Below are 20,992 nucleotides of genomic sequence, written 5' to 3'. Positions count from 1 at the left end.
TCCTGGATCCACCGCCGGATATCAGGAATCGAGAAGCGCGAGGCACGGAGCGGGCCCTAGCCTGCTCGCCATGGACATCACCATTCACACGAGTTACCTGCCGCACGACGACCCGGACGCGTCCCTCGCCTTCTACCGCGACGTTCTCGGCTTCGAGGTCCGCAGCGACGTCGGGCAGGGCAGGATGCGCTGGATCACGGTCGGCCCGGCCGGTCAGCCCGACACGTCCCTCCTCCTGGCGCCGCCGGCCGCCGACCCGGGAGTCACCGAGGACGAGCGCCGTACCATCACCGAGATGATGGCGAAAGGCACCTACGGCTGGATCCTGCTGGCCACCCCTGACCTCGACGCCACGTTCGAGAAGGTACAGGCCGGTGACACCGAGGTCGTCCAGGAGCCGACCGAGCAGCCGTACGGCATCCGTGACTGCGCCTTCCGCGACCCCGCGGGCAACCTGGTTCGCATCCAGGAGCTTCGCTGAGCCGCGCGGCCATCGACGCGGCCTCGCGGGCCGGCAACGCGACCATCTGCCAGGAACACGGCGCACCATCGCAGAGGCGCCCGCGCTGCCGGCCGTGCACCAGGGCCGCGTCCGCAGCCTTGGCCGGCGCCAGTGGGCCGGCCCGCATCACCGAGCGCCTGGGGTGCCTGCCCCAGCAGGCATCCCAGGCGCCGGCAGGCGTCGATGGAAGAGGAAAGAAGGGGGAGTTGTCCCATGTGTCATCCCGAGTGGCGGCGCGCACGCGTCGAGGCGCAGCGCTTGACCGACCTCGCGCGGCTCCGGCGCGTCCGCGACCGGATCGACAGGGAGTACGCGCAGCCGCTGAACGTGGAGGCGCTGGCCCGCGGGGTGAACATGTCCGCCGGGCACCTCAGCCGGCAGTTCCGGGCCGCCTACGGTGAGTCGCCGTACGCGTACCTGATGACGCGTCGCATCGAGCGCGCGACGGCGCTGCTGCGGCGGGGCGACCTCAGCGTCACCGAGGTCTGCTTCGCGGTCGGCTGCGCGTCGCTGGGCACGTTCACCACCCGCTTCACCGAGCTGGTCGGCATGTCGCCCGGGGCTTTCCGGCGCCGCGCGGCGGATGCGGCGGGCGTGGCGGCCGACCGTGCCGATGCCGCGAGTACGGCCGGTGATGCGGGGCCCGCGGTCACCGTGGAGGGGATGCCGGCGTGTGTGGCGAAGCAGGTGACGAGACCGGTCAGGAATCGAGAAGCCCCGGCCGCCGAGCTGCCTCTAGCGTGATGGCCATGGCAACCACCGCATCCCACACGTCCGTCGCATCCGTCACCCTCGAGGTGGCCGACCCGGAGGCCGCCCACCGCTTCTGCACGGCCTTCGGAGTGGACACGCACGTACGCCTACGGGCGTCCGAGGCGCACTCCGCCGGATTCCGTGGCTTCACCCTGGCGCTCACGGTGTCCCGGCCCGCCACCGTCGACAGCTTCCTCGGCGCCGCCGTGGACGCCGGCGCCACGGTGCTGAAGCCCGCCGCGAAGTCGCTGTGGGGCTACGGCGGCGTCGTCCAGGCCCCGGACGGGACGATCTGGAAGGTCGCGACCTCGGCGAAGAAGGACACCGGCCCAGCCACCCGCGAGATCGACGAGATCGTCCTCCTGCTCGGTGTCGAGGACGTGAAGGTCAGCAAGCAGTTCTACGTCGGCCGGGGCCTGACCGTGGCCAGGAGCTTCGGCGGCAAGTACGCCGAGTTCGCCTCCGACGAGACCAGCCCCGTCAAGCTGGCACTGTACAAGCGCCGCGGCCTGGCCAAGGACCTCGGCGTCCCCGCCGACGGCGCCGGCTCGCACCGCATCGTCCTCGGCAGCACCGCCGGCCCCTTCACCGACCCTGACGGATTCGCCTGGGAAGCCGCCACGTCGCGCACCCCCGCGCCGTCCACGGCGTCTGCACTGGCCTAACTCCGGACCTGAACTCCCGCCACGACCTGCCTCATCCCTGAACGAGAGGAAATCTGCCGTGCAGCACACGAAGTCGTCTGCCGAGAACTCCGGCACGGACGCCGAGGGGTACAACGGGTTCACTGCCGAGGAGCGGGCCGCGATGAAGGAGCACGCGCAGGAGCAGAAGCGGACGGTGTCGCGGCGCGGTTCGCGGGCTGAGAAGGAGGCGGCTGCGGAGCGGGACGTGCTTGCGAAGATCGCCGAGATGCCGGAGGCGGACCGGGTCCTCGCCGAGCGGATCCACGCCGTCGTCAAGGCCGCCGCTCCGGACCTCACACCCAAGCTCTGGTACGGGATGCCCGCCTACGCCAGAGACGGCAAGGTCATCTGCCACTTCCAGAGCGCGCAGAAGTTCAAGTCGAGGTATGCCACGCTCGGATTCAGCGACCAGGCGGCTCTCGACGACGGCGCCATGTGGCCGACCGCCTACGCCCTGGCGGAGCTGACCGCAGCCGACGAACAGCGCATCAGGACGCTCGTCAAGAAGGCGGTGGGCTGAGGCCAACCGGGGCGGAACCGCGGCTTCCTTCCCACGGGCGAATGAGGCCATGCCATCCGTCAGCTCGACGCCCACCACCTGGGCCCCGCGCTCGGCGAGCATGCGGCCGGCGTCCCCGTTTCCGCGTCCCGCCGTGCCGCGTCGCGGACAACGGGCACGGGACGGGCAGGGTGCGGAGTCATCGGCGGCGGCGCCGGGCGTAGAGCGCGGCGGTGAAGTCGTCCAGGGCCGCGAGGTTGTGGGCGCTGACGACGGCGTCGCAGTAGGGCAGTGCCGCAGCCATGCCGGCCACCAGCGGACGGTAGCGCGGGCTTGCCGTGCGCGGGTTTACCCATACGACGCGGTAGGCGACCCGGGACAGTCGCGCCATCTGGGTGGCGAGGTCGGCGGGCACGCCGGTGTCCCAGCCGTCGGAGATGAGGGTGACCACGGCGCCGTACGCCATGCCGCGCCGGCCGAACCGCTCGTTGAACTCCGCCAGGCAGTCCGCTATCCGGGTGCCCCCGGACCAGTCCGGAGCCGCCCGTCCGGCCCGTGCCAGGGCGTCGTCCGGCCCGCCCCGCCGCAGGACGGGCGTGAGGCGTGTGAGCCGGGTGGCGAAGGTGAAGACTTCGGCGCGGGTGGCACGGGCGGCACAGTAGAGCAGTTGGAGCATCGCGCGGGCATAGGGCTCCATCGATCCGGAGATGTCGCAGAGCACGATGAGGTCGCGGGGGCGGTCGCGGGGCGCGAAGCGGTGCAGCCGCAGCGGGTATCCGCCGGTTCGCCGGCTGGCGGAGAGAGTGCGGCGCACGTCGATGCGCGTACCGTGGTGCGCTGTGCGGCGTCGGCGGGACGGCCGGGTCGGAGTGCGCAGCACGAGGGTGCGCATCACCTCGGAGAGCCGCGCCAGTTCCTCGGCGGACAGGTCCGCGAAGTCGCGGCCCGCGAGACGGTCGAGCGGACTGGCGGCGAGGGGCACGGGAGCCGTCCGCGGCTGTGCGTCGGCATCCCGGCCTCGTCCGTCCGCTGTGTCCTTCCGGGTGCCGGGGACGCGGCCGGGAACGGTTTTCGGGAGCGATCGGGGCGGGTCGCCGGGTTGCCCGCGCTGTGCCCCGCGGTCGGCCGGGCCGCCGAAGACCTCGTGGAAGACCCTGTCGAACAGTTCGATCTGCTCGGGGTCCGACACCAGGGTGGCGAGCGCGCAGTGCCGCAGTTCGCGCGTCGTCGACGGCGCCAGCAGGGTGAGCGCCCGAGCGAAACTCCGGGTACGGTCGGGGCCCGCCGCGATCCCCGCCTCGTGCAGGGCGGCGGTGAACGAGGCGACCAGTTCAGGCAGTTCAGGCAGGTCATCCATCGGAGCGGGCCTCCGCGTCGACCAGCTCCGCCAGTCCGGTCCGGCGCACGGCCTCCAGGTCCTCGGCGTACTTGAGGACCGCCCCCAGGGTGCGGTCGGCGGCGTCGGCGTCGAGAACGGAGAAGCCCAGCGTGTGCAGCGCGCCCGCCCAGTCGATCGCCTCGGCGATGCCGGGCGGCTTGGTGAGTTCCTGGCGGGCACGCAGGCGCGCCACCCCGCGCGCCACGCGCTCCGCCAGCCACTCGGCCGACTCCGGTACCCGTCTGCGGATGATCGCGGCGACTCGTGCGGTGTCCGGGTAGTCGATCCAGTGGTAGAGGCAGCGGCGTTTGAGCGCGTCGTGCAGATCACGGGTGCGGTTGGAGGTCAGTACCGCCACCGGCGGCACCACAGCCGTCCGGGTGCCGAGTTCGGGGATGGTGACCGCGGCGTCCGCGAGCAGTTCCAGCAGGAACGCCTCGAACTCGTCGTCGGCGCGGTCCACCTCGTCGACGAGCAGCACCGCCGGCCGTGGTCCCGGGTGGCAGATCGCGGCAAGCAGCGGCCGTGGCAGCAGGTAGTCCTCGGTGAACAGATCGGCGTCCCGCAGGGGCTCCCCGCGGGACTCGGCCAGCCGGATGGCCAGTAGTTGCCGTGGGTAGTTCCACTCGTAGAGGGCCTCGGCCGAGGACAGTCCCTCGTAGCACTGAAGCCGGATCAGCGGGGTGTCGAGCACGGCGGCGAGCGCGCGGGCCGCCTCGGTCTTGCCGACGCCGGGCTCGCCCTCCAGCAGGATGGGTTGCCGCATGCGCACGGCCAGCAGCAGCGCCGTGGCCAGAGCGTCGTCGGCCAGGTAGCCGACCGTGTCGAGGTGCGAGCGCAGGGCGGGAACATCGGGTACGAGGGGGTCGAGGTCAGGCATGCGCGTAACGGAAGGGGTCGTCGGCGAAGGCGTGCCGGCACCCCGGCCCGCAGAAGTACACCCTGCTGCCGGCCCGGTCCAGTGCGAGGGTGTCCGATGTGATCGCCACGGTCATGCCGCACACGGGATCCACGTCCTCGGCCGGGGTCCGCGGCGCGGCGGATTCGGCTCCGGGGCGCGCGGCTCGGGCCGCCTGCGGCCGCAGTGCGATGATCTCGGCGTACACCGACAGCGCGATCTCCGCCGGAGTCCGCGCACCGATGTCCAGTCCGGCCGGGGTGTGAATGCGCGCGCGTTGTTCCTCGGTGAGATCCAGTGCGGTGAGCACCGCCGCGCCGCGCTTCGGGCCGGCCACGAGCCCGATGTACGGGACCCCGGCGCGTGCGGCCTCGATCAGTACGGTCTCCTCGTCGCGGCCGTGCGTGGCGATGACGACGACGTCCAGATCAGGCGGCAGCGGCTTCCCGGGCGAGGCCGGTCGGGCGTCGAGGCCGAGCACACGACCGAGGTCGAGCAGAGCGCGGGCGATGGGGGCGTGTCCGTAGACGTACGCCAGCGCCGGAGGGAGGTTGGCCTCCAGGAAGATGTCGAGCGTCCCGCCCGACAGGCAGGGATTGGCCACCGTGACCAGGCCTTCGGCAGGCTCCTGCGGGCCTTCGGCGCCGGTGTCCGCGCCGGGCGTGATTCTCAGCAGCAGCGACTCGCCGGTCCGCAGTACGCGCAGGCCCTGCAGCTGCACCGTCGTCTCGGCGCAGCTGCCGCCCACGAAGCCCTCGACGGTGCCGTCGGGCAGCACGAGTGCGCTGTCCCCGGGCTTGGCGCTCGTGGGCCGTTCCACGTGGACGACGGTGGCCAGGACGAATGGGGTACGGCCGTGCCGGAGCTCGTCCGCGCGGGTCAGCAGTTCGGTGTTCGTCATCACGGGGCCTCAGGTGATGGCCATGTCGGTGCGCAGCGGTCGGCCCTGGGCGGCCCGCCACACCGCGGCGGGCGTCAGCGGCATGTCGACATGGCGTACGCCAAGCGGCTTCAACGCGTCAACCACGGCGTTGACCACCGCGGCGGGCGAGCCCACCGTTGCGGACTCGCCGACGCCCTTTGCCCCGACGGGGTGGTGCGGGGAGGGGGTGACGGTCTCGCCGAGCTCCCACGAGGGGCATTCGACCGAGGTGGGCAGGAGGTAGTCCATGAACGACCCGCCGAGGCAGTTGCCGTCCTCGTCAAAGGCGATCACCTGCATGAGCGCCATGCCGAGGCCGTCGGCGAGTCCGCCGTGCACCTGACCTTCGACGATCATGGGGTTGATCCGGTTGCCGCAGTCGTCCACGGCGATGAACCGGCGGACCTTCACCTGGCCGGTGTCCGCGTCCACGTCGACGACACATATGTATGCGCCGAACGGGAAGGTCAGGTTCGGCGGGTTGTAGACGCAGGTCGCGTCCAGGTGGCCCTCGACCCCCTCCGGGAGTTCCAGGTTGGAGTGTGCGGCGAGCGCGATCTCGGCCATCGTCCGTCCTTGGTCGGGGTCGCCCGTGACGTACCACCGGCCCTTCTCCCATTCCAGGTCGTCCGGGCTCACCTCGAGCATCGCGGAGGCGACGATCTTCGCGCGTTCGCGCACTTTGCGGGCGACCAAGGCGGCCGCGGCTCCGGACACCGGCGTCGAGCGGGATCCGTAGGTGCCGAGCCCGAACGGGGTCTGGTCGGTGTCGCCGTGCACCACCTCGACGTCCTCGGGCGGGATGCCCAGCTCCTCGGCGACGATCTGCGCGAACGTCGTCTCGTGGCCCTGCCCCTGGGTCTGCACGGAGATACGCAGGACGGCCTTGCCGGTCGGGTGGACCCGCAGCTCGGCACCGTCGGCCATGCCCAGTCCCAGGATGTCCATCTGCTTGCGCGGGCCCGCGCCGACAGCCTCGGTGAAGAAGCTGACCCCGATGCCCATCAGCTCGCCGCGCCGGCGTTTTTCGGTCTGCTCCCGGCGCAGGTCCTCGTAGTGCGCGATGTCCATGGCCAGCCGCAGGGCGCGCGGGTAGTCGCCGGAGTCGTACTCCCACCCCGTCTGCGTCCTGTACGGGAACTGCCCGGGCCGCAGCAGGTTGCGCATCCGCAGCTCGGCCGGGTCCGTGCCGAGCGTGTTCGCGAGCACGTCGACCATCCGTTCGACCAGGTACACGGCTTCGGTGACGCGGAACGAGCAGGCGTAGGCGACGCCGCCGGGGGCCTTGTTGGTGTAGACGCCGGTCACGGCGCAGTGCGCGGCGGCCAGGTCGTACGAGCCGGTGAAGACGCCGAAGAAGCCGGCCGGGAACTGCGTGGGCTGTGCGGTGGCGTTGAACGCGCCGTGATCGGCGATGACATGGACGCGCAGGCCCAGGATCTTCCCGTCCTTCGTCGCAGCGATCTCGCCGTGCATGTGGTAGTCACGGGCGAAGGAGGTGCTCATCAGGTTCTCCGAGCGGTCCTCCACCCACTTCACCGGCTTGCCGGTGACGATCGAGCCGACGACCGCGCACACGTAACCGGGGTAGATGCCGACCTTGTTGCCGAAGCCGCCCCCGATGTCCGGGGAGATGATTCGGATCTTGTGCTCCGGGATGCCCGCCACCATCGCGTAGATCGTGCGGTGGGCGTGTGGGGCCTGGGTGGTGGACCACACCGTCAGCTTCCCGGTGATGGCGTCCATGTCCGCCACGGTGCCGCAGGTCTCCAGCGGCGCCGGGTGCACCCGCGGGTAGAGCATGTCCTCCTCCACCACGACGTCGGCGGCCGCGAAGACCTCGTCGGTTCGCTCCTTGTCGCCCGCCGACCAGTCGAAGATGTGGTTGTCGGTCTGCTGGTCCTTGTCGTCGCGGATCACCGGCGCGTCCGGGTCGAGCGCCCGGCGGGCATCGACGACCGCGGGGAGCGGTTCGTACTCCACGTCGATCAACTCGAGGGCGTCCCGGGCGGCGTAGCGGTCCTCGGCGACGACGAAGGCGACCTCCTGGCCCTGGAAGCGCACCTTGTCGGTGGCGAGCACCGCCTGCGTGTCGTACGAGAGCGTGGGCATCCAGGCCAGCCCCAGACCGGCCAGGGTCTCCCCGGTGATCACGGCCTTGACCTTCGGGTGCGCCTCGGCGGCGCTGGTGTCGACGGACACGATCCGGGCGTGCGCCAGCGGGCTGCGCAGGATCGCGCCGTACAGCATCCCGGGCAGCCGTACGTCGTCGACGTAGGTCCCGTGGCCGCGGACGAACCGTGCGTCCTCCTTGCGGGGCATCCGTCCGAAACCGACCGGCCGTTGCTCGGTGGTCGTCATGCCCGCACCTCCTCGCGGCCGGGCGCCGACTCGGTGGCCGCGTCCGCGGTCCGCGCCCCGCCTCCGTGCTCGGCAGCCCAGCGGATGGAACGCACGATGTTCTCGTAACCGGTGCAGCGGCACATCTGTCCGGAGATGGCCTCCCGGATGTCCTCCTCGGACGGATCCGCGTTGTGGTCGAGCAGCCAGCGGGCGGTCATCATCATCCCCGGCGTGCAGAAGCCGCACTGCAGCCCGTGGCAGGCGATGAATCCCTGTTGCACCGGATCGAGTTCGGTCCCGTCCGCCAGTCCCTCGACGGTCCGCACCTCATGGCCGTCGGCCATCACCGCGAGCACGGTGCAGGACTTGACCGGCGTCCCGTCCAGCCAGACGGTGCACACCCCGCAGTTGGAGGTGTCACAGCCCCAGTGGGTGCCGGTGAGTCCGAGTTCGTCGCGCAGGAAGTGCACGAGCAGCAGCCTGGGCTCCACGTCCCTCGTGTACTGCTCGCCGTTCACGGTCACGGTGATCCTCATGTCACGCCTCCTCCCCCTGGGCACGTGCGGCGGCGACGCGCAGCGCCCGCGTGGTGAGCTCCCCGGCCAGATGCCGCTTGTAGTCGACCGGGCCGCGCTGGTCGGCCGTCGGCCTGCACTCCCGCGCGGCGATCCGGCCTGCCTGCGCGAAGCCCTCGTCGTCCGGCCGTCCGCCGCGCAGGAAGTCCTCGGCCTGCTCGGACACGAACCGTGGGGCACCCACCGCGGTCAGCCCGATCCCGGCCTCGGTGATGACCCCGCCGGAGATCTCCAGCACCGCTCCCGCGGCGACGACGGCCCAGTCGCCGACCCGGCGCTCGACCTTGCGGTAGGCGCTGGCATGCGAACGGATGGGCACTCGGATCTCCACCAGAAGCTCCGCTTCGTCCAGCGCGGTCTCGTACGGACCGAGGAAGAACTCCCTGATCCCGATGGTGCGCCTGCCACCGGGGCCCTGAACGACAAGGGTCGCCCGCAGGGCCGAGAACGCCGCGGACAGGTCCTCCGACGGATCGGCCTGGCACAGCGAGCCGCCCACGGTACCGCGGTTGCGTACGAGCGGATCGGCGATGACCCGTTCCGCGTCCCGCAGGATGGGGAAGTGCTCGCCGACGACCGGCGAGGCGAGCAGCTCCGCGTGGCGGACCATCGCTCCGACGGCCAGGTCGTGCCCGTCCACCCGGATCAGCGCCAGCTCGCCGAGGCCGTTGATGTCGATCAGGGCTTCGGGCTGAGCCAGCCGCAGCTTCATCATCGGCAGCAGGCTGTGTCCGCCCGCCACCACCCGGGCCTCGGGGCCGTAGCGTGTGAGCAGCTCGATCGCGTGCTCAACGCTGGTTGCCGTCTCGTACTGGAAGGCAGCTGGAACCTGCATCGGGCCCTCCTGAAACGCCGTGCCCTTCAGGCTGCGCTCTTCCGCACCGGCCGAGCAATGGGTCGATAAGCATTCACTTATCTGTCCAAACGCAGGAAAATCGGGTAGTGACCGTCACACAGCTCAGCACCTTCGTGCTGGTCGCAAGGCTCGGTTCGGTCGGCGCCGCGGCGCGAGCCCTGGGCGTGAGCGAGTCCGCCGTATCGCAGGCGCTCACCGCGCTGCGCACCCACTACAGCGATCCGCTCATCCGGCGCACCGGCGCCGGTGGGATGCGTCTGACGCCCGCGGGCGCGCGGCTGCTGCCGGTCGCGTCGCAGATGGTCGCGCTGAGCGCGGACGCCGAGGCGGCGGTACGGGCGGCACGGGGTGCGCCCGACGAGCTGCGGGTCGTCGCCACGAGCACGCTGGCCGAGTTCGTACTGCCCTCGCTCGTGGAGGCTTTCGCCGGCCGCTCAGGGCACCGGACCGAGACCTCCTTCGGGGTGGCCGCCGGCAACGAGATACGTGTGCTGGTCGAGAACCGGCTGGTCGATGTCGCGCTCGGGCCGTATCTCGGCGCCGGCCATGGGGGCGAACTGGTCAGCGAGCCACTGTTCCGCACCCAGCTGGTCGTGGTGATCGGCGCCAGGTCGCCGCGGCCGCCCGGTCCGCCTTCGCGGTGGTCGTGGCTGGTCGATTCCTCCGGGACCGATCCGGACGCGGACTCCGGGCGGCTGCTACGTCGGCTCGGAGCGGCCGAAGGACACGTGTGGGTGTTCCCCAACCAGGCCGCGACCTGGGCGGCTGCCGCCGAGGGCGCGGGGGTGGCACCGGCGTTGGCCCACCTGGTGTCGCCCCGCATCCGGCGTGACGAGCTGCGCGTACTGGAGACCCCGGCCACGCCGTCGGACGCCACCTGGCACGCCACCGTCCTGCAGGCCGAGCATCGTTCCCCGGCCACCGACGCGTTCCTGCACTTCCTGCACACGCCCGCAGCGACCCGCATCATGCGTGCGCCCGGCGTGGGCGTCCCGCCCTCCCGGTTCCGGCCCCCGGTGTACGTCACGCTCTGGGGCGCGTGAGAGAGCAGGGTTCCTGCGGGGCTCGGAAAGTTGTCCACGGCTCCGACCGACACCTGGGCCAGGGCCGCGACCTCTACCCGGTCCCGGCCCTCCACCAGCGCGTGCACTGCCGGCGGCCGCACAGCCTCCCGCGCCGGGCGGCGCAGGTCCACGCATCCCCACCACCTCACTCACACATTGCCAACGAGCCCAAATCTTCTTCAAATAATTACCTCGGTAAATTCCAGCTGAGGTCGATAATAAATTCTGGGTGAGTAGCGCTCCAGTTCCACGAATCGTCTGAAAATTGACTCAGGCGCATTTCATCGAGGTCTCATCCGAATTACCCTTTCCCGGTCTGCGGATCCCATAATGTCTTTCATGTCGAAAGCGAACACCGTTCGCGGCAGAGGGAATCCACCCGCAGGCAAGTGAGGAGAAGCCCATGAGCTTCCACAAGATCGTCCCGGTCAAGAAGCACCGAAAGCCCGTACCGGAGCCCAGGAAGCCGGCCCCGAAGAGGAACGCGCGGAAGCACCCCATCGGCCGCGAACGCGAGCACCAGGGCTGAGTCACCTTCGCAGGGCACCCGGCCCGCCGGGCCGAACCTGACCGGGAGAACCGGCCGGCGCCGGTGTTACGAATTCAGTTCAAACCTGGTAAGCGGTCGGCAAGAAATTCACTCCGGGACGCTGTCCGACCATTCACGGAAAGGGAGAATCCCATGAGCTTCCGCAAGATCACCCCCATCAAGAGGACCGAGAAGCCGGCCCCGAAGAAGCACGCCCCCAAGAAGGACACCCGGAAGAAGCACGAGCGGTGCCGCCCGGTCGGCCACCAGCGCTGACGACTCGCCACGAGGCGGGGTCACCGGAACGCCTCCGGGGCCCCGCCTCGGCCATGTCACCGATGACCGAACGACGGCAACCCCACGAGCCGAAGAGGAGCTGATCCCGACATGCGGGCGGAGCGCAGCATCGCGCGGGCGATCGCGATGCGCTGGTGCTGTCCGCCGGACAGGGCCGCCGTGCCCGGGGCGATGTGCGTGTCGTAGCTGTCGGGGAGCGCGGCGATGAAGTCGTGCGCTGCCGCGTCCCTGGCCGCGCGTTCGATCTCCTCGCGGCTCGCACCGGCGCGGCCGGCCTCGATGTTCTCGCGGATCGTGCCGCTGAGGACCAGGGTCTCCTGGGGCAGCAGGGTCACGTTCTCGCGCAGGAACTCCAGCGGCAGGTCCGTCAGCGGGACGCCGTCCAGGCGGATCACGCCCGCCGTGGGGTCGTAGAAGCGGGTGAGGAGTTTGGAGAGCGTGGACTTGCCCGCGCCGCTCGGGCCCGTGACCAGGACCAGTTCGCCGGGGCACGCGGCGAACGTGACGTCCCGCAGGGACGCGCGCTCCGCACCGTAGCGGAAGGACACCTCGTGGGAGGTGACCCGGCCGCGCACCGGCCAGGGGGCGACGGGTCGGGCCGGGTGGGTCACCGCCGAGCGGCGGCAGGTCCTGGACGTGGCGGAAGACCTTCGCCCGCAGGCGCAGGACGACGGGTCGTCCAGCCACTGCGCCGTCTGATGGCAGGCCGTACGACGATCATGATCACGCTCGATCTGAGTCTGGCGGCGGACGCGGACCGCATCCTGCTGGTGGAATCCGGGCGCCTGGTGGAAGCGGGCACGCACACGGAACTCCTGGCCCGTGAAGGGACGTACGCGAGGCTGGCGGTGCTGCTGCCGGAGCCGACCGCGGGCGACCGGACGGACGACACGCCGGCCTTGCGCGCTGTGTGAGCACGGTGGCCTCACACCATCCGCGGGCCGTACCCGGCATACGGACGGCGTGGACCGCCTCGCGCAGCACCGCGCCGGGCGAGCTGGTGCGCGACCGCACGATCTTCAGGAGTCCACACAGCCCCGATGATCACGGTGAACATCGATGATCGGCGGCGTTCAGCCTGCCCCACGAGCCGCGGCCCCGCGTCGGCGGTGGCGACGAAGGTCCGGACGGTGCGGAGGTCCATGGCGACACCCTGTGGTCACAACCGCTGGTTGTGGCTTAGGCGTCCTGTGGTTGTTTGATCCCCGGGCATGGTGCTCGCTTTGATACTTCCGATCACGGATCGGTTGTGCGGGTGAGTGACGAGGGGCGTCGGGCATGAGGAACGGGCACCGGCTGGGCCGGCGGTTCGGGTGGCTCTGGGGAGCGTACGGGACCAGCGCGCTCGGCACGTGGCTCGCCTTCGGCGCGTTCCCGCTGATCGCCATCCGGGTGCTGCACGCCGGACCGGCCGAAGTCGCCGCGCTTTCCTCCGTGGGTGCTGCGGTGGGCGCGGCCGCGGCGGTGCCGCTCGGCCCGTGGGTGGAGTTCCGCCGCAAGCGGCCGGTGCTGATCGCGACGGACCTGGTGCGGTTCGCGGCGCTGCTGACGATCCCCACCGCGTTCGCGTTCGGCGTCCTCACCGTCCTTCAGCTCCTGCTGGTCTCGGTCGTCGTCGCGGCGGCCGACATCACCTTCCGCGCCGCCTCCGGCGCGTACCTGAAGACGCTGCTGCCGGCCGAGGACCTGCTCGTCGCCAACGCCCGATTCGAGTCCACGTCCTGGACGACCACGATCATCGGACCGCCGCTGGGCGGCGCCGCGATCGGGCTCCTCGGCCCGGTGGCGACGGTGGTGGCCGACGCGGTCAGCTACCTGCTCTCGGCCCTGGGCATCCGCGCGATGGGCGGGCACGAGCCGCGGCCCGAACGCCGGGAGGCCGCGCGCATGCGGCCCGGGGACCTGCTCGACGGCTGGCGGTACATCCTCGCCGACGCGACGCTGCGCCCGCTGTTCTTCAACACCGCCTTGTTCAACGCCCTGGTGATGGCCGCCCAGCCGCTGCTGGCCGTCCTGATGCTCGGCCGACTCGGGTTCGCACCGTGGCAGTACGGCCTCGCCTTCGCCGCACCCTCGATCGGCGGACTGCTCGGTTCACGGCTGTCCCGACCACTCGTCACCCGGTACGGGCAACGCCAAGTCCTGGTCGTGACCGGGACGCTGCGCGCACTGTGGCCCATCGGCCTGGCCTTCCTGGGGCCGGGCACCGCAGGGCTGCTGCTGGTGATGGGCGTCGAACTCGGGCTCATCTTCTGCTGCGGAGTCTTCAACCCCGTCTCCGCCACCTACCGCCTCGAACGCACCGCGACCGACCGGGTCACCCGCACACTGACCGCCTGGACGGTAACGACCAAAGCCACAACCGCGCTCCTGACAGCCGCATGGGGTGTGCTGGGCGGCCTCCTCGGCCCGCGCACAGCCATCGGCCTGGCCGGCGTGCTCCTGCTGGCCACCCCGCTGCTGCTCCCCCGCCGCGCGGCGGCGCCTCTCGCCAAGCCGGAACCGGCACCGAGCCGCACCTGACGGGCCGCCACGGCGCTGTCGCTCACGTCCCGATCACACGCTCGACCTGATCAAGCCCACGGCCCGGGAAAGCTCGCGCCCTGGCCTCCATGACGCGCATGGGAGGGCTCCCTCAGGCGCACGGGCGCACGCTGATCGCCCTGGAGTCGGCTCATGACGCACTACACCTGACACACATATATGAACATTTGAGCCGTATGAGAAATTCATTTGCATTTCATAATAGACAGTGTTTTTCAGTATTTAGCGGGTGCCACAAGGTGGACGATCGGCGCGTTCCTGGCTGAAACGGTCCGGGAAGTGGCGGGGTGTCAGCCCCGACTCGCACAGAAAGGCCTGAACATGATCAACGGGTTGAAGAGAGCTGCGGCCCTCGGGGCAGCGACGGTGGCCCTGGCCGCGGGCGCGGTCGTCGGCACGGTCGGCACCGCATCGGCCGCGCCGCAACACCACCAGCCGCCGACGCCATCGCGCCACTGCGTGGAGGCGCCGGGCCACTGGGCACGGCTGTGGCACCCGGGATACCAGGACCGGCACCACCACGCCGGGCGCGACGGCTACTGGACCCGTGTCTGGCAGCAGCCCGCCCACCGTGACTGCCGCCGCTGACCCCGCAACCACCGCCGACGCCCACCGATAGGAGCGACGGCGATCCGACCGGCCTCCGGCACGTCCCTTCAAAGACGCGCCGGAGGCCGGTCCGTTCGGTCACACCCGCTCTCATCAGCCAGGTGCGGGCGGGAGCAGAGCTCCAACACCGCGATCGACCCAGACGATGCCCACTGCCGGGCCTCGGCGTGATACCGGGTACAACCGCCTTCCGTAATCTCGCACCGTCCCTAACCTGTTGCGCATGGGTGCAGGGGGAGACCTGGTGGGCGGACGCTTCCAGCTGATCGAACAGCTCGGCAGCGGCGGAATGGGGACGGTGTGGCGGGCGAAAGACACGGTGCTGCACCGGGAGGTCGCGCTCAAGGCCGTTCGGTCGGACGCGGAGGTGTCGGACGTCTCGCGTGAGCGCGTGCTGCGCGAGGCGCGGGCGCTGGCCCGGCTCAATCACCCGAACGTCGTGACCATCCATCACATCGTCGATACGGATCCCCACCCGTGGCTCGTGATGGAGCTGGTGCCCGGGCCCTCCCTCCAGGAACGGCTCTCGGCCGGCCCGCTGACGCCCGTGGAGGCGGCCGGCCTGGGACGGCAGGTGCTGTCCGCGTTGCGGGCCGCCCACGCGGTCGGCATCCACCACCGGGACGTCAAACCCGCCAACGTTCTGCTGCGCGCCGACGGAACGGCCGTGCTCACCGACTTCGGCATCGCGGGGATGCGGGGCTCGACCTCGCTGACAGCGACGGACGAACTCGTCGGATCGCCCGAGTACATCGCTCCTGAACGCATCCGCGGCCGCGACGACGATCCCGCGTCCGACCTGTGGTCGCTCGGCCTGCTGCTGTATGTGAGCGTCGAGGACGTCAGCCCGCTGCGGCGTGCCACGACACTCGCCACCCTCGCCGCGGTGCTCGAAGAACCCGTGCCGCCGCCGGTGCGCTCCGGCGCCCTTGCCCCCGTGCTCCAGGCTCTGCTGGTACGCGACCCGGCGGCCCGCTCGGACGCCGAGCAGCTGGACGCGATGCTCGCGCGGGTGGAGTCCGGCTCGGCGCCTCACTGGGAGCAGCCGACGGTCACCACGTCGGTGCCACCGGCTCCGGCGCTTCCTCGCGGGTATCCGCCCACCCAGGTGGACACCCCGAGATCCGCCCTCGCGCCCGGTCTTCCGCGGAACCGAAAACCGGCCGTCATCGTGGTGACCGCGGCGGTGCTGGTGGCCGCCACGGCCGTGACGACCGCGCTGGTGCTCACACTTCGCGGTCCGGGGACCGACGGGTCGAGCAGTGCGGTGGGCACCTCGCCGAGGACGACGTCCACGCAGCCGGCGACCACTGCGGCGAGTTCCCCGCCCGAGCGGACTGCCGAAGCGCCGCCGGCCCCGGCAAAGGACGCGACATCGGGCGCGAGGACGGATCCGACGGGACAGCCAACCGCTGAAGCGACGCATTCGGCCGCCCCGGTCGAACGGCCTCCCCTGCCTGACGGCCACTGGATCGCCCAGCTCTACTCCGATCCCGTCAGCGCGGGCATCGCCGACCGTGACAAACGGCTCGCCACGATTCGGCGGTCGGTGCCCGAAGCGGAGGTGCTCCGCAGCGACGACTACGCGTCATTACGCCCGGGCTACTGGGTGATCCACGTCCCGGGCCCCTTCACCGACGGACGCTCCGCACTGGTCTTCTGCGCCGCGCGCGGCAGAACCACGGCCAACGCGTGCATCGGCCGCTACCTGAGCTCGAGCGCGGCCGACTTCCCCCTCCAGTGCCGCCCGCCCGCCGACCGGCCGACCGGCCGCTGTACCCGTTCCTAGTGTGATGCGGGAGGCCGTTACGACGGTGCCATCAAGGCCCCTCACAGCCGCGCCCCATAGCTGTCGCCCCCGTTCCTCCTGTGCTCCCGGAGCGCAGTTCCCCTGGAGGAGATCGCCTTCACCACCGAGCTGATCATCAGCGAACTGATCACCAACGCGATCCGCTACGGAACCGAGCCCATCCGCCTGCGCCTGTTGCGCGATCGCACCCAGATCTGCGAGGTTGCCGACGGCAGCAGCACCTCTCCCCGCCTGCGCAGGGCCACCGCCACCGACGAGGGCGGACGCGGCCTGTTCCTCGTGGCCCAATTCGCCCAGCGCTGGGGAACCCGCTACACCCCCCCGCGGCAAGATCATCTGGACCGAACAGGCCCTCCCCGGCGCGCCGGACGGCGCCGACCCCTTCTGGCCGACGCAGCACCCGTGCAGTGAGACGGGCACGAAGCCCGTCCCAGGACCTGTTCGCGACGGGCTACACACGAGGGCAACACGAGGGCACCGGCGGCCGTCGCGTCGGGTCCTCTCCATCGCTGCCGCGATCGCCGTCTTCTCGGCAATCGTTGTGACAGTGGCGGTGCTCGGCCAGTCCGAGATCGGCGGCACGGCCGCCGAGCAGGGTGAATCCGGCCGTCTGGGAACGGTCACCCGGGTCCGTGGGTGCTGCATGCACCTGCGGTGCCGCCCGGGAGGGTGTAAGTAGAAAATATGCGCCTGCGGCAGCGGCTTTCACACCGCCCTCGCTCACGGCAGGCTGGTGACGCTCTGCTGGCGCTTCCGCTGGGCTTGATCGTGGCGATCGTGCTGGTCGACGTGCTGACCCCGGATGGCTTGCCGCTGGGCCCGTCGCTACTGATCGTGGCGCCCGCGCTCACTGCGTCCTTCGCCTCCACCCTCGTCACCGGGGCGATTGCCGCCCTGGCTGTGGTGGGCATGCTCGTCATCGGTCTTCAGAGCGGCCACCTGCTGGGCGGCACGATGTCCTTCGGCTCGCAGTTCATCGCCCTGCTGGTGGTGTCGGTGATCGTGACCGTCTTCCGATATCTGCGCGAGCGGCACGCCCGTGAGCTGGCGCTGGTGCGGATGGTGTCGGAGGCCACGCAGCGGGTGGTGCTGCGGCCACTGCCGCGGCGGCTCGGTCCGCTGCGGGTGGGATCGGTGTACATGGCGGCGCAGGAGGAGTCCCTGATCGGCGGCGACCTGTACGCGGCCGCCCGCACTCCCACGGGTACCCGGCTGATCATCGGCGATGTGATGGGCAAGGGCCTGACCGCGATCAGCGACGCCGCTTTGCTGCTGGGAGCCTTCCGTGAAGGCGCACACCGTCAGGCCACCCTCCCCGACCTCGCGTCCTACCTGGACCACAGCGTGTACTGGAACCTGACCGACTCCACCGAGGCGGGGGCGGCCGGGGAGTCCTTCATCACCGCCGCCATCCTCGACATCCCCGACGCGCTGCCCCAGGTGCACATGGTCACCTGCGGGCATCCGCCCCCCGTGCTGCTGCACGGCCGGAATGTCTCCACACTGCACGCCGCCTCCCCCGCGCCACCGCTGGGACTGGGCGCACTGACCGGCCACCGCTACCGCGTCGACACCTTCGCGCTCGAACCCGGAGACACACTGCTGCTGCACACCGACGGGGTGATCGAGGCACGGGATGCCCAGGGCGTCTTCTACCCGCTGGCCGAACGCGCCGGCTCCTGGGGCCACCACAGCCCCTCCGCGCTGGTCCATCACCTGCGCACCGACTTGCTCGCCCACGCCGGCGGACACCTGGCCGACGACGCGGCCATGGTTGCCGTCCAACGCAGCCGTCGGCCGGTGTCTGCCGAGGAAGCCGACCGTCCTCCTGCTCGGCCCGCCAGAGAAGGCGACCAGGCACCCGACTCGGAGACCATCTCCGATCCCGGCATGACACGTTGAGCGGGTCGGTGCGGATCAGCCGGCGATCTGTCCGGCACCGCATGCACGAGGAATCGATCCGTGAACGGAGTCGCACATGGTCAGGAGCGACTGAACACATGACGAACCGTGCCCCACCGGGGGCGCCGTTGACTACTCGATGTAAAGATCCGCAACGACGTCGTCAGAGGAGGTCGTAGGTCAGGTGCGTCGCGGTCGATGTCGGGGTCACGCTTCGCCGCACCAGCGTGCGCGGCGCTCCGCCGGTGAACAGTGGCGTCCCTGCGCTCAGCACGACGGGCATGAGGTGCAGCGTCAGAGTGTCGACCAGGCCGGCGTCGAGCGCCGAGCCGATCGTGGCGCCGCCGCCCATGAGGACGACGTCGAGGTCGTTGCCGCCGGCCGACGACGCCGCCTCGGCGCGCTCGCGCGCGGCGGTGACGGCATCGGGCAGACCGGTGGTGACGAACGTCCAGTCGAGGTCGGTGAGCCGCACCGACTCCGGCGGCGAGTTCGTCACGACGACGAACGCGGGCCTGCCGACCTCGCCGGCCCCGTAGCCGGTCTTGTCGTCCCAGCCGTTCGGCCCGTCGACGACGTCGAAGAGCCGGCGGCCCAGGACGACGGCGCCCGAGCGGGCGGTCCCCTCGCGCAGATACCGGCGGTCGTCGGGGTCGTCGGAAAACGCCCAGGTGTGCAGGGCCTCGCCGCCGGTACCCAGACCGTTGTCCGGGCCGGGGTCGGGCCCGGTGACGAAGCCGTCGAGGGAGACCGAGATGTCAGCGATGATTCGAGTCATGCCAGGGCAGACCCGATCCGCCGCCCGAACTCATCGCTCACCTGCGGCTGTCCAGGATGGACACGCAGCGTCTCATCGGGCTGGTGGAGCGCTGGGTGACTGCCGGCGAACGACCGGATCGCGTTACGAGCCCTCAGCAGTTCCCTGACTGATCCGGCGGGCGGCCTCGACAACTGCCGAGCGGTGCAGGGCCAGTCGCTCTGGCGACCAGGACTGGCTGACCTGTCCGGGGTCGACGTCCTCGGCGGCCCAGAACCACGCCTGGGCCATGGCGAGGACCATGGTCAGGAGATCGTCCGGCTGTATCTCCGGGGCGAGATCGCCACGCTGCTGCGCGTGGGCCACTTCCGCGGCTTTGCGCCGGAAAGCGTCCGGTTCGAGTCCGGCGACCGAGGGGCGTTCCAGTAGTCTCCACAGTCGCAGGCGCATCAGGTCCGGACGGGCGACGAGGTGGTCGAAGATCGCGCCGGCGTATCCGGGCAGGTCCTCGACGTCGAACGGCACCGACTCGGCACCCTCTGTCATCGCCCGTTGCAGCACCTCGTCGAACAACTGCTCCTTGTTGCCGAAGTAGACGTAGATCAGCCGCTTGTTCGCACCCGCCGCCTCGGCGATCCGGTCCACTCGGGCGCCGGCGATGCCGTAGGCGGCGAATTCGGTGAAGGCGGCGTCGAGCAGCCTGGCCTTGGTGGCGCTGGAGTTCCGTGGCATGTTCGCCACCATAGCAAGTAACTATCTAGTTATTGACACCAGTGAGCGGTCGCCCTACGGTATGTATCTATCCAGTTAGATACCTATCGGAGGAACCCTTATGGAACACCGCGCACTGGGCCGCCCGGGGCTGACCGTCGGCATGCAGGGCCTTGGCTGTATGGGCATGAGCGTGTTCTACGGCGCCATCGACGAGACCGAGGCGCTGGCCACGATCGACCGCGCGCTGGAGCTGGGCGTCACCCTGCTGGACACCGCCGAGAGCTACGGCCCCTTCGCCAACGAGCAGCTCCTCGGCAAGGCGCTGGCCGGGCGCCGGGATGCGGCCGTCCTCGCCACCAAGACCGGCGTGGAGATCACCGACGACGGCAACGTGCTCGACCTGAACGGCCGGCCCGAGTACGTACGCCGGGCACTCGATCGTTCGCTGCGGCACCTGGGCACGGACCACGTCGACCTGTACTACCTGCACCGCATCGACCCCAAGGTGCCCATCGAGGAGACTGTCGGCACGCTGGCCGAGTTGGTTGCCGAGGGCAAGGTGCGCCACATCGGCGTGTGCGAGGCGTCCGCCCAGACGATCCGGCGTGCCCACGCCGTGCACCCGCTCACCGCCGTCCAGACCGAGTACTCGCTCTTCGAACGCGACATCGAACACAACGGCGTGCTCGACACCTTGCGAGAACTGGGAATCGGGCTGGTCGCCTACTCCCCGCTGGGGCGTGGCTTCCTCTCCGGCGCCATCACCAGCCCCGACGACTTCGCCGAGGACGACTGGCGCCGGACGGACCCCCGCTTCCAGGGCAAGAACTTCGACCGCAACCTCGACGTCGTCCGCGAGGTGCGCCGCATCGCCTCCGCCAAGGACGTCACGCCCTCCCAACTGGCCCTCGCCTGGGTCCAGCATCAGGGCGCGGTCGCCATCCCGGGCACCAAGCGCCGCCGCTACCTGGAGGAGAACATCGCCGCGACCGATGTGACCCTCTCCGCCGAGGACGTCGCCGCGATCGAGACGGTGGCCCCGCACGGTGTGGTCATCGGCGACCGCTACGCACCCGAGTTCATGGGCACGCTCAACGGCTGAGACCCGACCAGCGCCCCACTGAACTGGACGACGCGCCGCGGCTGCCTGGAGGGCGGGCGGATCGAGACGGCCTCGTCTCCGATGCGCTGCCCGCTGGGGAACTGCGTGACCTCATGCCCGTGCTTTCCCTGAGCGACACCCCGCTCACGCCCGCCGGCGCCGGCTTTGACCGTGAGCGCCGGCGGGCCACCGTCGTCGATCGCCACCGCGGTATCGCGGACCTGAACCTTCACCCTCTACCTGGAGTCTGCC

At 70.6% G+C, this 20,992-nt stretch carries 20 protein-coding genes and 3 pseudogenes; 14 read left to right on the top strand and 9 right to left on the bottom strand.

Annotated features, from left to right (window positions below):
* The first annotated feature begins 70 nt into the window (after positions 1 to 70).
* From ACFY3J_RS32340 to ACFY3J_RS32325, 4 genes are all read left to right on the top strand, one after another.
* Complete coding sequence (locus ACFY3J_RS32340; RefSeq protein ID WP_141367730.1) at positions 71 to 481, top strand: VOC family protein; 411 nt, start codon at positions 71 to 73, stop codon at positions 479 to 481.
* Positions 482 to 715: 234 nt separating this feature from the next.
* Complete coding sequence (locus ACFY3J_RS32335) at positions 716 to 1,246, top strand: helix-turn-helix transcriptional regulator (protein WP_390842301.1); 531 nt, start codon at positions 716 to 718, stop codon at positions 1,244 to 1,246.
* Between the two features lie 5 nt (positions 1,247 to 1,251).
* Positions 1,252 to 1,920, top strand: coding sequence for a glyoxalase (locus ACFY3J_RS32330; RefSeq protein WP_390842300.1), 669 nt, complete (start codon positions 1,252 to 1,254; stop codon positions 1,918 to 1,920).
* 142 nt (positions 1,921 to 2,062) lie between these two features.
* Complete coding sequence (locus tag ACFY3J_RS32325) at positions 2,063 to 2,461, top strand: iron chaperone (RefSeq protein WP_390842332.1); 399 nt, start codon at positions 2,063 to 2,065, stop codon at positions 2,459 to 2,461.
* Between the two features lie 178 nt (positions 2,462 to 2,639).
* Here ACFY3J_RS32325 and ACFY3J_RS32320 read toward each other — a convergent pair whose 3' ends face one another.
* From ACFY3J_RS32320 to ACFY3J_RS32295, 6 genes are read right to left on the bottom strand one after another with little or no spacing between them, the layout of a single operon-like run.
* Positions 2,640 to 3,797, bottom strand: coding sequence for a VWA domain-containing protein (locus tag ACFY3J_RS32320; protein WP_390842299.1), 1,158 nt, complete (start codon positions 3,795 to 3,797; stop codon positions 2,640 to 2,642).
* Positions 3,790 to 4,698 (bottom strand): AAA family ATPase, encoded by a 909-nt coding sequence (locus ACFY3J_RS32315; RefSeq protein ID WP_384183346.1) that lies wholly within the window; start codon positions 4,696 to 4,698, stop codon positions 3,790 to 3,792. The genes ACFY3J_RS32320 and ACFY3J_RS32315 overlap by 8 nt, the downstream gene beginning before the upstream one ends.
* On the bottom strand, positions 4,691 to 5,617 hold the full coding sequence (locus ACFY3J_RS32310; RefSeq protein WP_384183349.1) for an XdhC family protein: 927 nt from the start codon (positions 5,615 to 5,617) through the stop codon (positions 4,691 to 4,693). The genes ACFY3J_RS32315 and ACFY3J_RS32310 overlap by 8 nt, the downstream gene beginning before the upstream one ends.
* Before the next feature lie 9 nt (positions 5,618 to 5,626).
* Positions 5,627 to 7,999 (bottom strand): aerobic carbon-monoxide dehydrogenase large subunit, encoded by a 2,373-nt coding sequence (locus ACFY3J_RS32305; protein ID WP_390842298.1) that lies wholly within the window; start codon positions 7,997 to 7,999, stop codon positions 5,627 to 5,629.
* Complete coding sequence (locus tag ACFY3J_RS32300; protein ID WP_384183355.1) at positions 7,996 to 8,517, bottom strand: (2Fe-2S)-binding protein; 522 nt, start codon at positions 8,515 to 8,517, stop codon at positions 7,996 to 7,998. Before ACFY3J_RS32300 ends, ACFY3J_RS32305 begins: the two co-directional genes overlap by 4 nt.
* A gap of 1 nt (position 8,518) precedes the next feature.
* Positions 8,519 to 9,391, bottom strand: coding sequence for an FAD binding domain-containing protein (locus tag ACFY3J_RS32295; protein WP_384183358.1), 873 nt, complete (start codon positions 9,389 to 9,391; stop codon positions 8,519 to 8,521).
* A gap of 107 nt (positions 9,392 to 9,498) precedes the next feature.
* Between ACFY3J_RS32295 and ACFY3J_RS32290 the strand changes: the two genes are divergently transcribed.
* From ACFY3J_RS32290 to ACFY3J_RS32280, 3 genes are all read left to right on the top strand, one after another.
* A complete protein-coding gene (locus tag ACFY3J_RS32290; protein WP_384183361.1) occupies positions 9,499 to 10,455 on the top strand; it encodes a LysR family transcriptional regulator in 957 nt (318 codons plus the stop codon).
* Between the two features lie 424 nt (positions 10,456 to 10,879).
* Entirely contained in the window at positions 10,880 to 11,005 is a 126-nt protein-coding gene (locus ACFY3J_RS32285; protein WP_384183364.1) for a hypothetical protein, read from the top strand.
* A 153-nt stretch (positions 11,006 to 11,158) separates the two neighbouring features.
* A complete protein-coding gene (locus ACFY3J_RS32280) occupies positions 11,159 to 11,281 on the top strand; it encodes a hypothetical protein (protein ID WP_390842297.1) in 123 nt (40 codons plus the stop codon).
* A gap of 116 nt (positions 11,282 to 11,397) precedes the next feature.
* On the opposite strand, the pseudogene ACFY3J_RS32275 reads toward ACFY3J_RS32280, so the two are convergent.
* Positions 11,398 to 11,904: pseudogene (locus ACFY3J_RS32275) on the bottom strand (ATP-binding cassette domain-containing protein); the annotation flags it as partial.
* Positions 11,905 to 11,964: 60 nt separating this feature from the next.
* Here ACFY3J_RS32275 and ACFY3J_RS32270 point away from each other — a divergent pair.
* From ACFY3J_RS32270 to ACFY3J_RS32245, 6 genes and pseudogenes are all read left to right on the top strand, one after another.
* Positions 11,965 to 12,216: pseudogene (locus tag ACFY3J_RS32270) on the top strand (ABC transporter ATP-binding protein); the annotation flags it as partial.
* 364 nt (positions 12,217 to 12,580) lie between these two features.
* Positions 12,581 to 13,825, top strand: coding sequence for an MFS transporter (locus ACFY3J_RS32265; RefSeq protein ID WP_390842296.1), 1,245 nt, complete (start codon positions 12,581 to 12,583; stop codon positions 13,823 to 13,825).
* 354 nt (positions 13,826 to 14,179) lie between these two features.
* Positions 14,180 to 14,434 carry a hypothetical protein gene (locus ACFY3J_RS32260; protein ID WP_384183372.1) on the top strand — a complete coding sequence of 85 codons (255 nt, stop codon included), beginning with the start codon at positions 14,180 to 14,182 and terminating at the stop codon, positions 14,432 to 14,434.
* A gap of 244 nt (positions 14,435 to 14,678) precedes the next feature.
* Positions 14,679 to 16,244: a protein kinase gene (locus ACFY3J_RS32255; RefSeq protein ID WP_390842295.1), complete on the top strand. Its 1,566-nt coding sequence runs from the start codon at positions 14,679 to 14,681 to the stop codon at positions 16,242 to 16,244.
* Positions 16,245 to 16,346: 102 nt separating this feature from the next.
* A pseudogene (locus ACFY3J_RS32250) lies at positions 16,347 to 16,644 on the top strand (ATP-binding protein); the annotation flags it as partial.
* A 305-nt stretch (positions 16,645 to 16,949) separates the two neighbouring features.
* Positions 16,950 to 18,167: a SpoIIE family protein phosphatase gene (locus ACFY3J_RS32245; protein ID WP_390842294.1), complete on the top strand. Its 1,218-nt coding sequence runs from the start codon at positions 16,950 to 16,952 to the stop codon at positions 18,165 to 18,167.
* A 163-nt stretch (positions 18,168 to 18,330) separates the two neighbouring features.
* Here the strand turns inward: ACFY3J_RS32245 and ACFY3J_RS32240 are convergent, their stop codons facing one another.
* Entirely contained in the window at positions 18,331 to 18,945 is a 615-nt protein-coding gene (locus tag ACFY3J_RS32240; RefSeq protein WP_390842293.1) for a dihydrofolate reductase family protein, read from the bottom strand.
* Positions 18,946 to 19,068: 123 nt separating this feature from the next.
* A complete protein-coding gene (locus tag ACFY3J_RS32235) occupies positions 19,069 to 19,656 on the bottom strand; it encodes a TetR/AcrR family transcriptional regulator (protein WP_384183382.1) in 588 nt (195 codons plus the stop codon).
* Positions 19,657 to 19,756: 100 nt separating this feature from the next.
* Here ACFY3J_RS32235 and ACFY3J_RS32230 point away from each other — a divergent pair, with 100 nt between their 5' ends.
* The gene (locus ACFY3J_RS32230) at positions 19,757 to 20,740 is read left to right on the top strand and encodes an aldo/keto reductase (protein ID WP_384183385.1); all 984 of its coding nucleotides are present in this window, start codon (positions 19,757 to 19,759) and stop codon (positions 20,738 to 20,740) included.
* Positions 20,741 to 20,992 lie beyond the last annotated feature (252 nt).

This window comes from Streptomyces sp. NPDC001231, from assembly GCF_042896885.1.
Taxonomy (GTDB): Bacteria; Actinomycetota; Actinomycetes; order Streptomycetales; family Streptomycetaceae; genus Streptomyces.
This window is presented reverse-complemented; position numbering and strand designations above follow the sequence as displayed.

Bases quoted from the DNA above. Each gene is read 5' to 3' on its own strand.
- ACFY3J_RS32340 (WP_141367730.1), top strand. From the start codon at position 71: ATGGACATCACCATTCACACGAGTTACCTGCCGCACGACGACCCGGAC.
- ACFY3J_RS32335 (WP_390842301.1), top strand. From the start codon at position 716: ATGTGTCATCCCGAGTGGCGGCGCGCACGCGTCGAGGCGCAGCGCTTG.
- ACFY3J_RS32330 (WP_390842300.1), top strand. From the start codon at position 1,252: ATGGCAACCACCGCATCCCACACGTCCGTCGCATCCGTCACCCTCGAG.
- ACFY3J_RS32325 (WP_390842332.1), top strand. From the start codon at position 2,063: ATGAAGGAGCACGCGCAGGAGCAGAAGCGGACGGTGTCGCGGCGCGGT.
- ACFY3J_RS32320 (WP_390842299.1), bottom strand. From the start codon at position 3,797: ATGGATGACCTGCCTGAACTGCCTGAACTGGTCGCCTCGTTCACCGCC.
- ACFY3J_RS32315 (WP_384183346.1), bottom strand. From the start codon at position 4,698: ATGCCTGACCTCGACCCCCTCGTACCCGATGTTCCCGCCCTGCGCTCG.
- ACFY3J_RS32310 (WP_384183349.1), bottom strand. From the start codon at position 5,617: ATGACGAACACCGAACTGCTGACCCGCGCGGACGAGCTCCGGCACGGC.
- ACFY3J_RS32305 (WP_390842298.1), bottom strand. From the start codon at position 7,999: ATGACGACCACCGAGCAACGGCCGGTCGGTTTCGGACGGATGCCCCGC.
- ACFY3J_RS32300 (WP_384183355.1), bottom strand. From the start codon at position 8,517: ATGAGGATCACCGTGACCGTGAACGGCGAGCAGTACACGAGGGACGTG.
- ACFY3J_RS32295 (WP_384183358.1), bottom strand. From the start codon at position 9,391: ATGCAGGTTCCAGCTGCCTTCCAGTACGAGACGGCAACCAGCGTTGAG.
- ACFY3J_RS32285 (WP_384183364.1), top strand. From the start codon at position 10,880: ATGAGCTTCCACAAGATCGTCCCGGTCAAGAAGCACCGAAAGCCCGTA.
- ACFY3J_RS32280 (WP_390842297.1), top strand. From the start codon at position 11,159: ATGAGCTTCCGCAAGATCACCCCCATCAAGAGGACCGAGAAGCCGGCC.
- ACFY3J_RS32265 (WP_390842296.1), top strand. From the start codon at position 12,581: ATGAGGAACGGGCACCGGCTGGGCCGGCGGTTCGGGTGGCTCTGGGGA.
- ACFY3J_RS32255 (WP_390842295.1), top strand. From the start codon at position 14,679: ATGGGTGCAGGGGGAGACCTGGTGGGCGGACGCTTCCAGCTGATCGAA.
- ACFY3J_RS32245 (WP_390842294.1), top strand. From the start codon at position 16,950: ATGCGCCTGCGGCAGCGGCTTTCACACCGCCCTCGCTCACGGCAGGCT.
- ACFY3J_RS32240 (WP_390842293.1), bottom strand. From the start codon at position 18,945: ATGACTCGAATCATCGCTGACATCTCGGTCTCCCTCGACGGCTTCGTC.
- ACFY3J_RS32235 (WP_384183382.1), bottom strand. From the start codon at position 19,656: ATGCCACGGAACTCCAGCGCCACCAAGGCCAGGCTGCTCGACGCCGCC.
- ACFY3J_RS32230 (WP_384183385.1), top strand. From the start codon at position 19,757: ATGGAACACCGCGCACTGGGCCGCCCGGGGCTGACCGTCGGCATGCAG.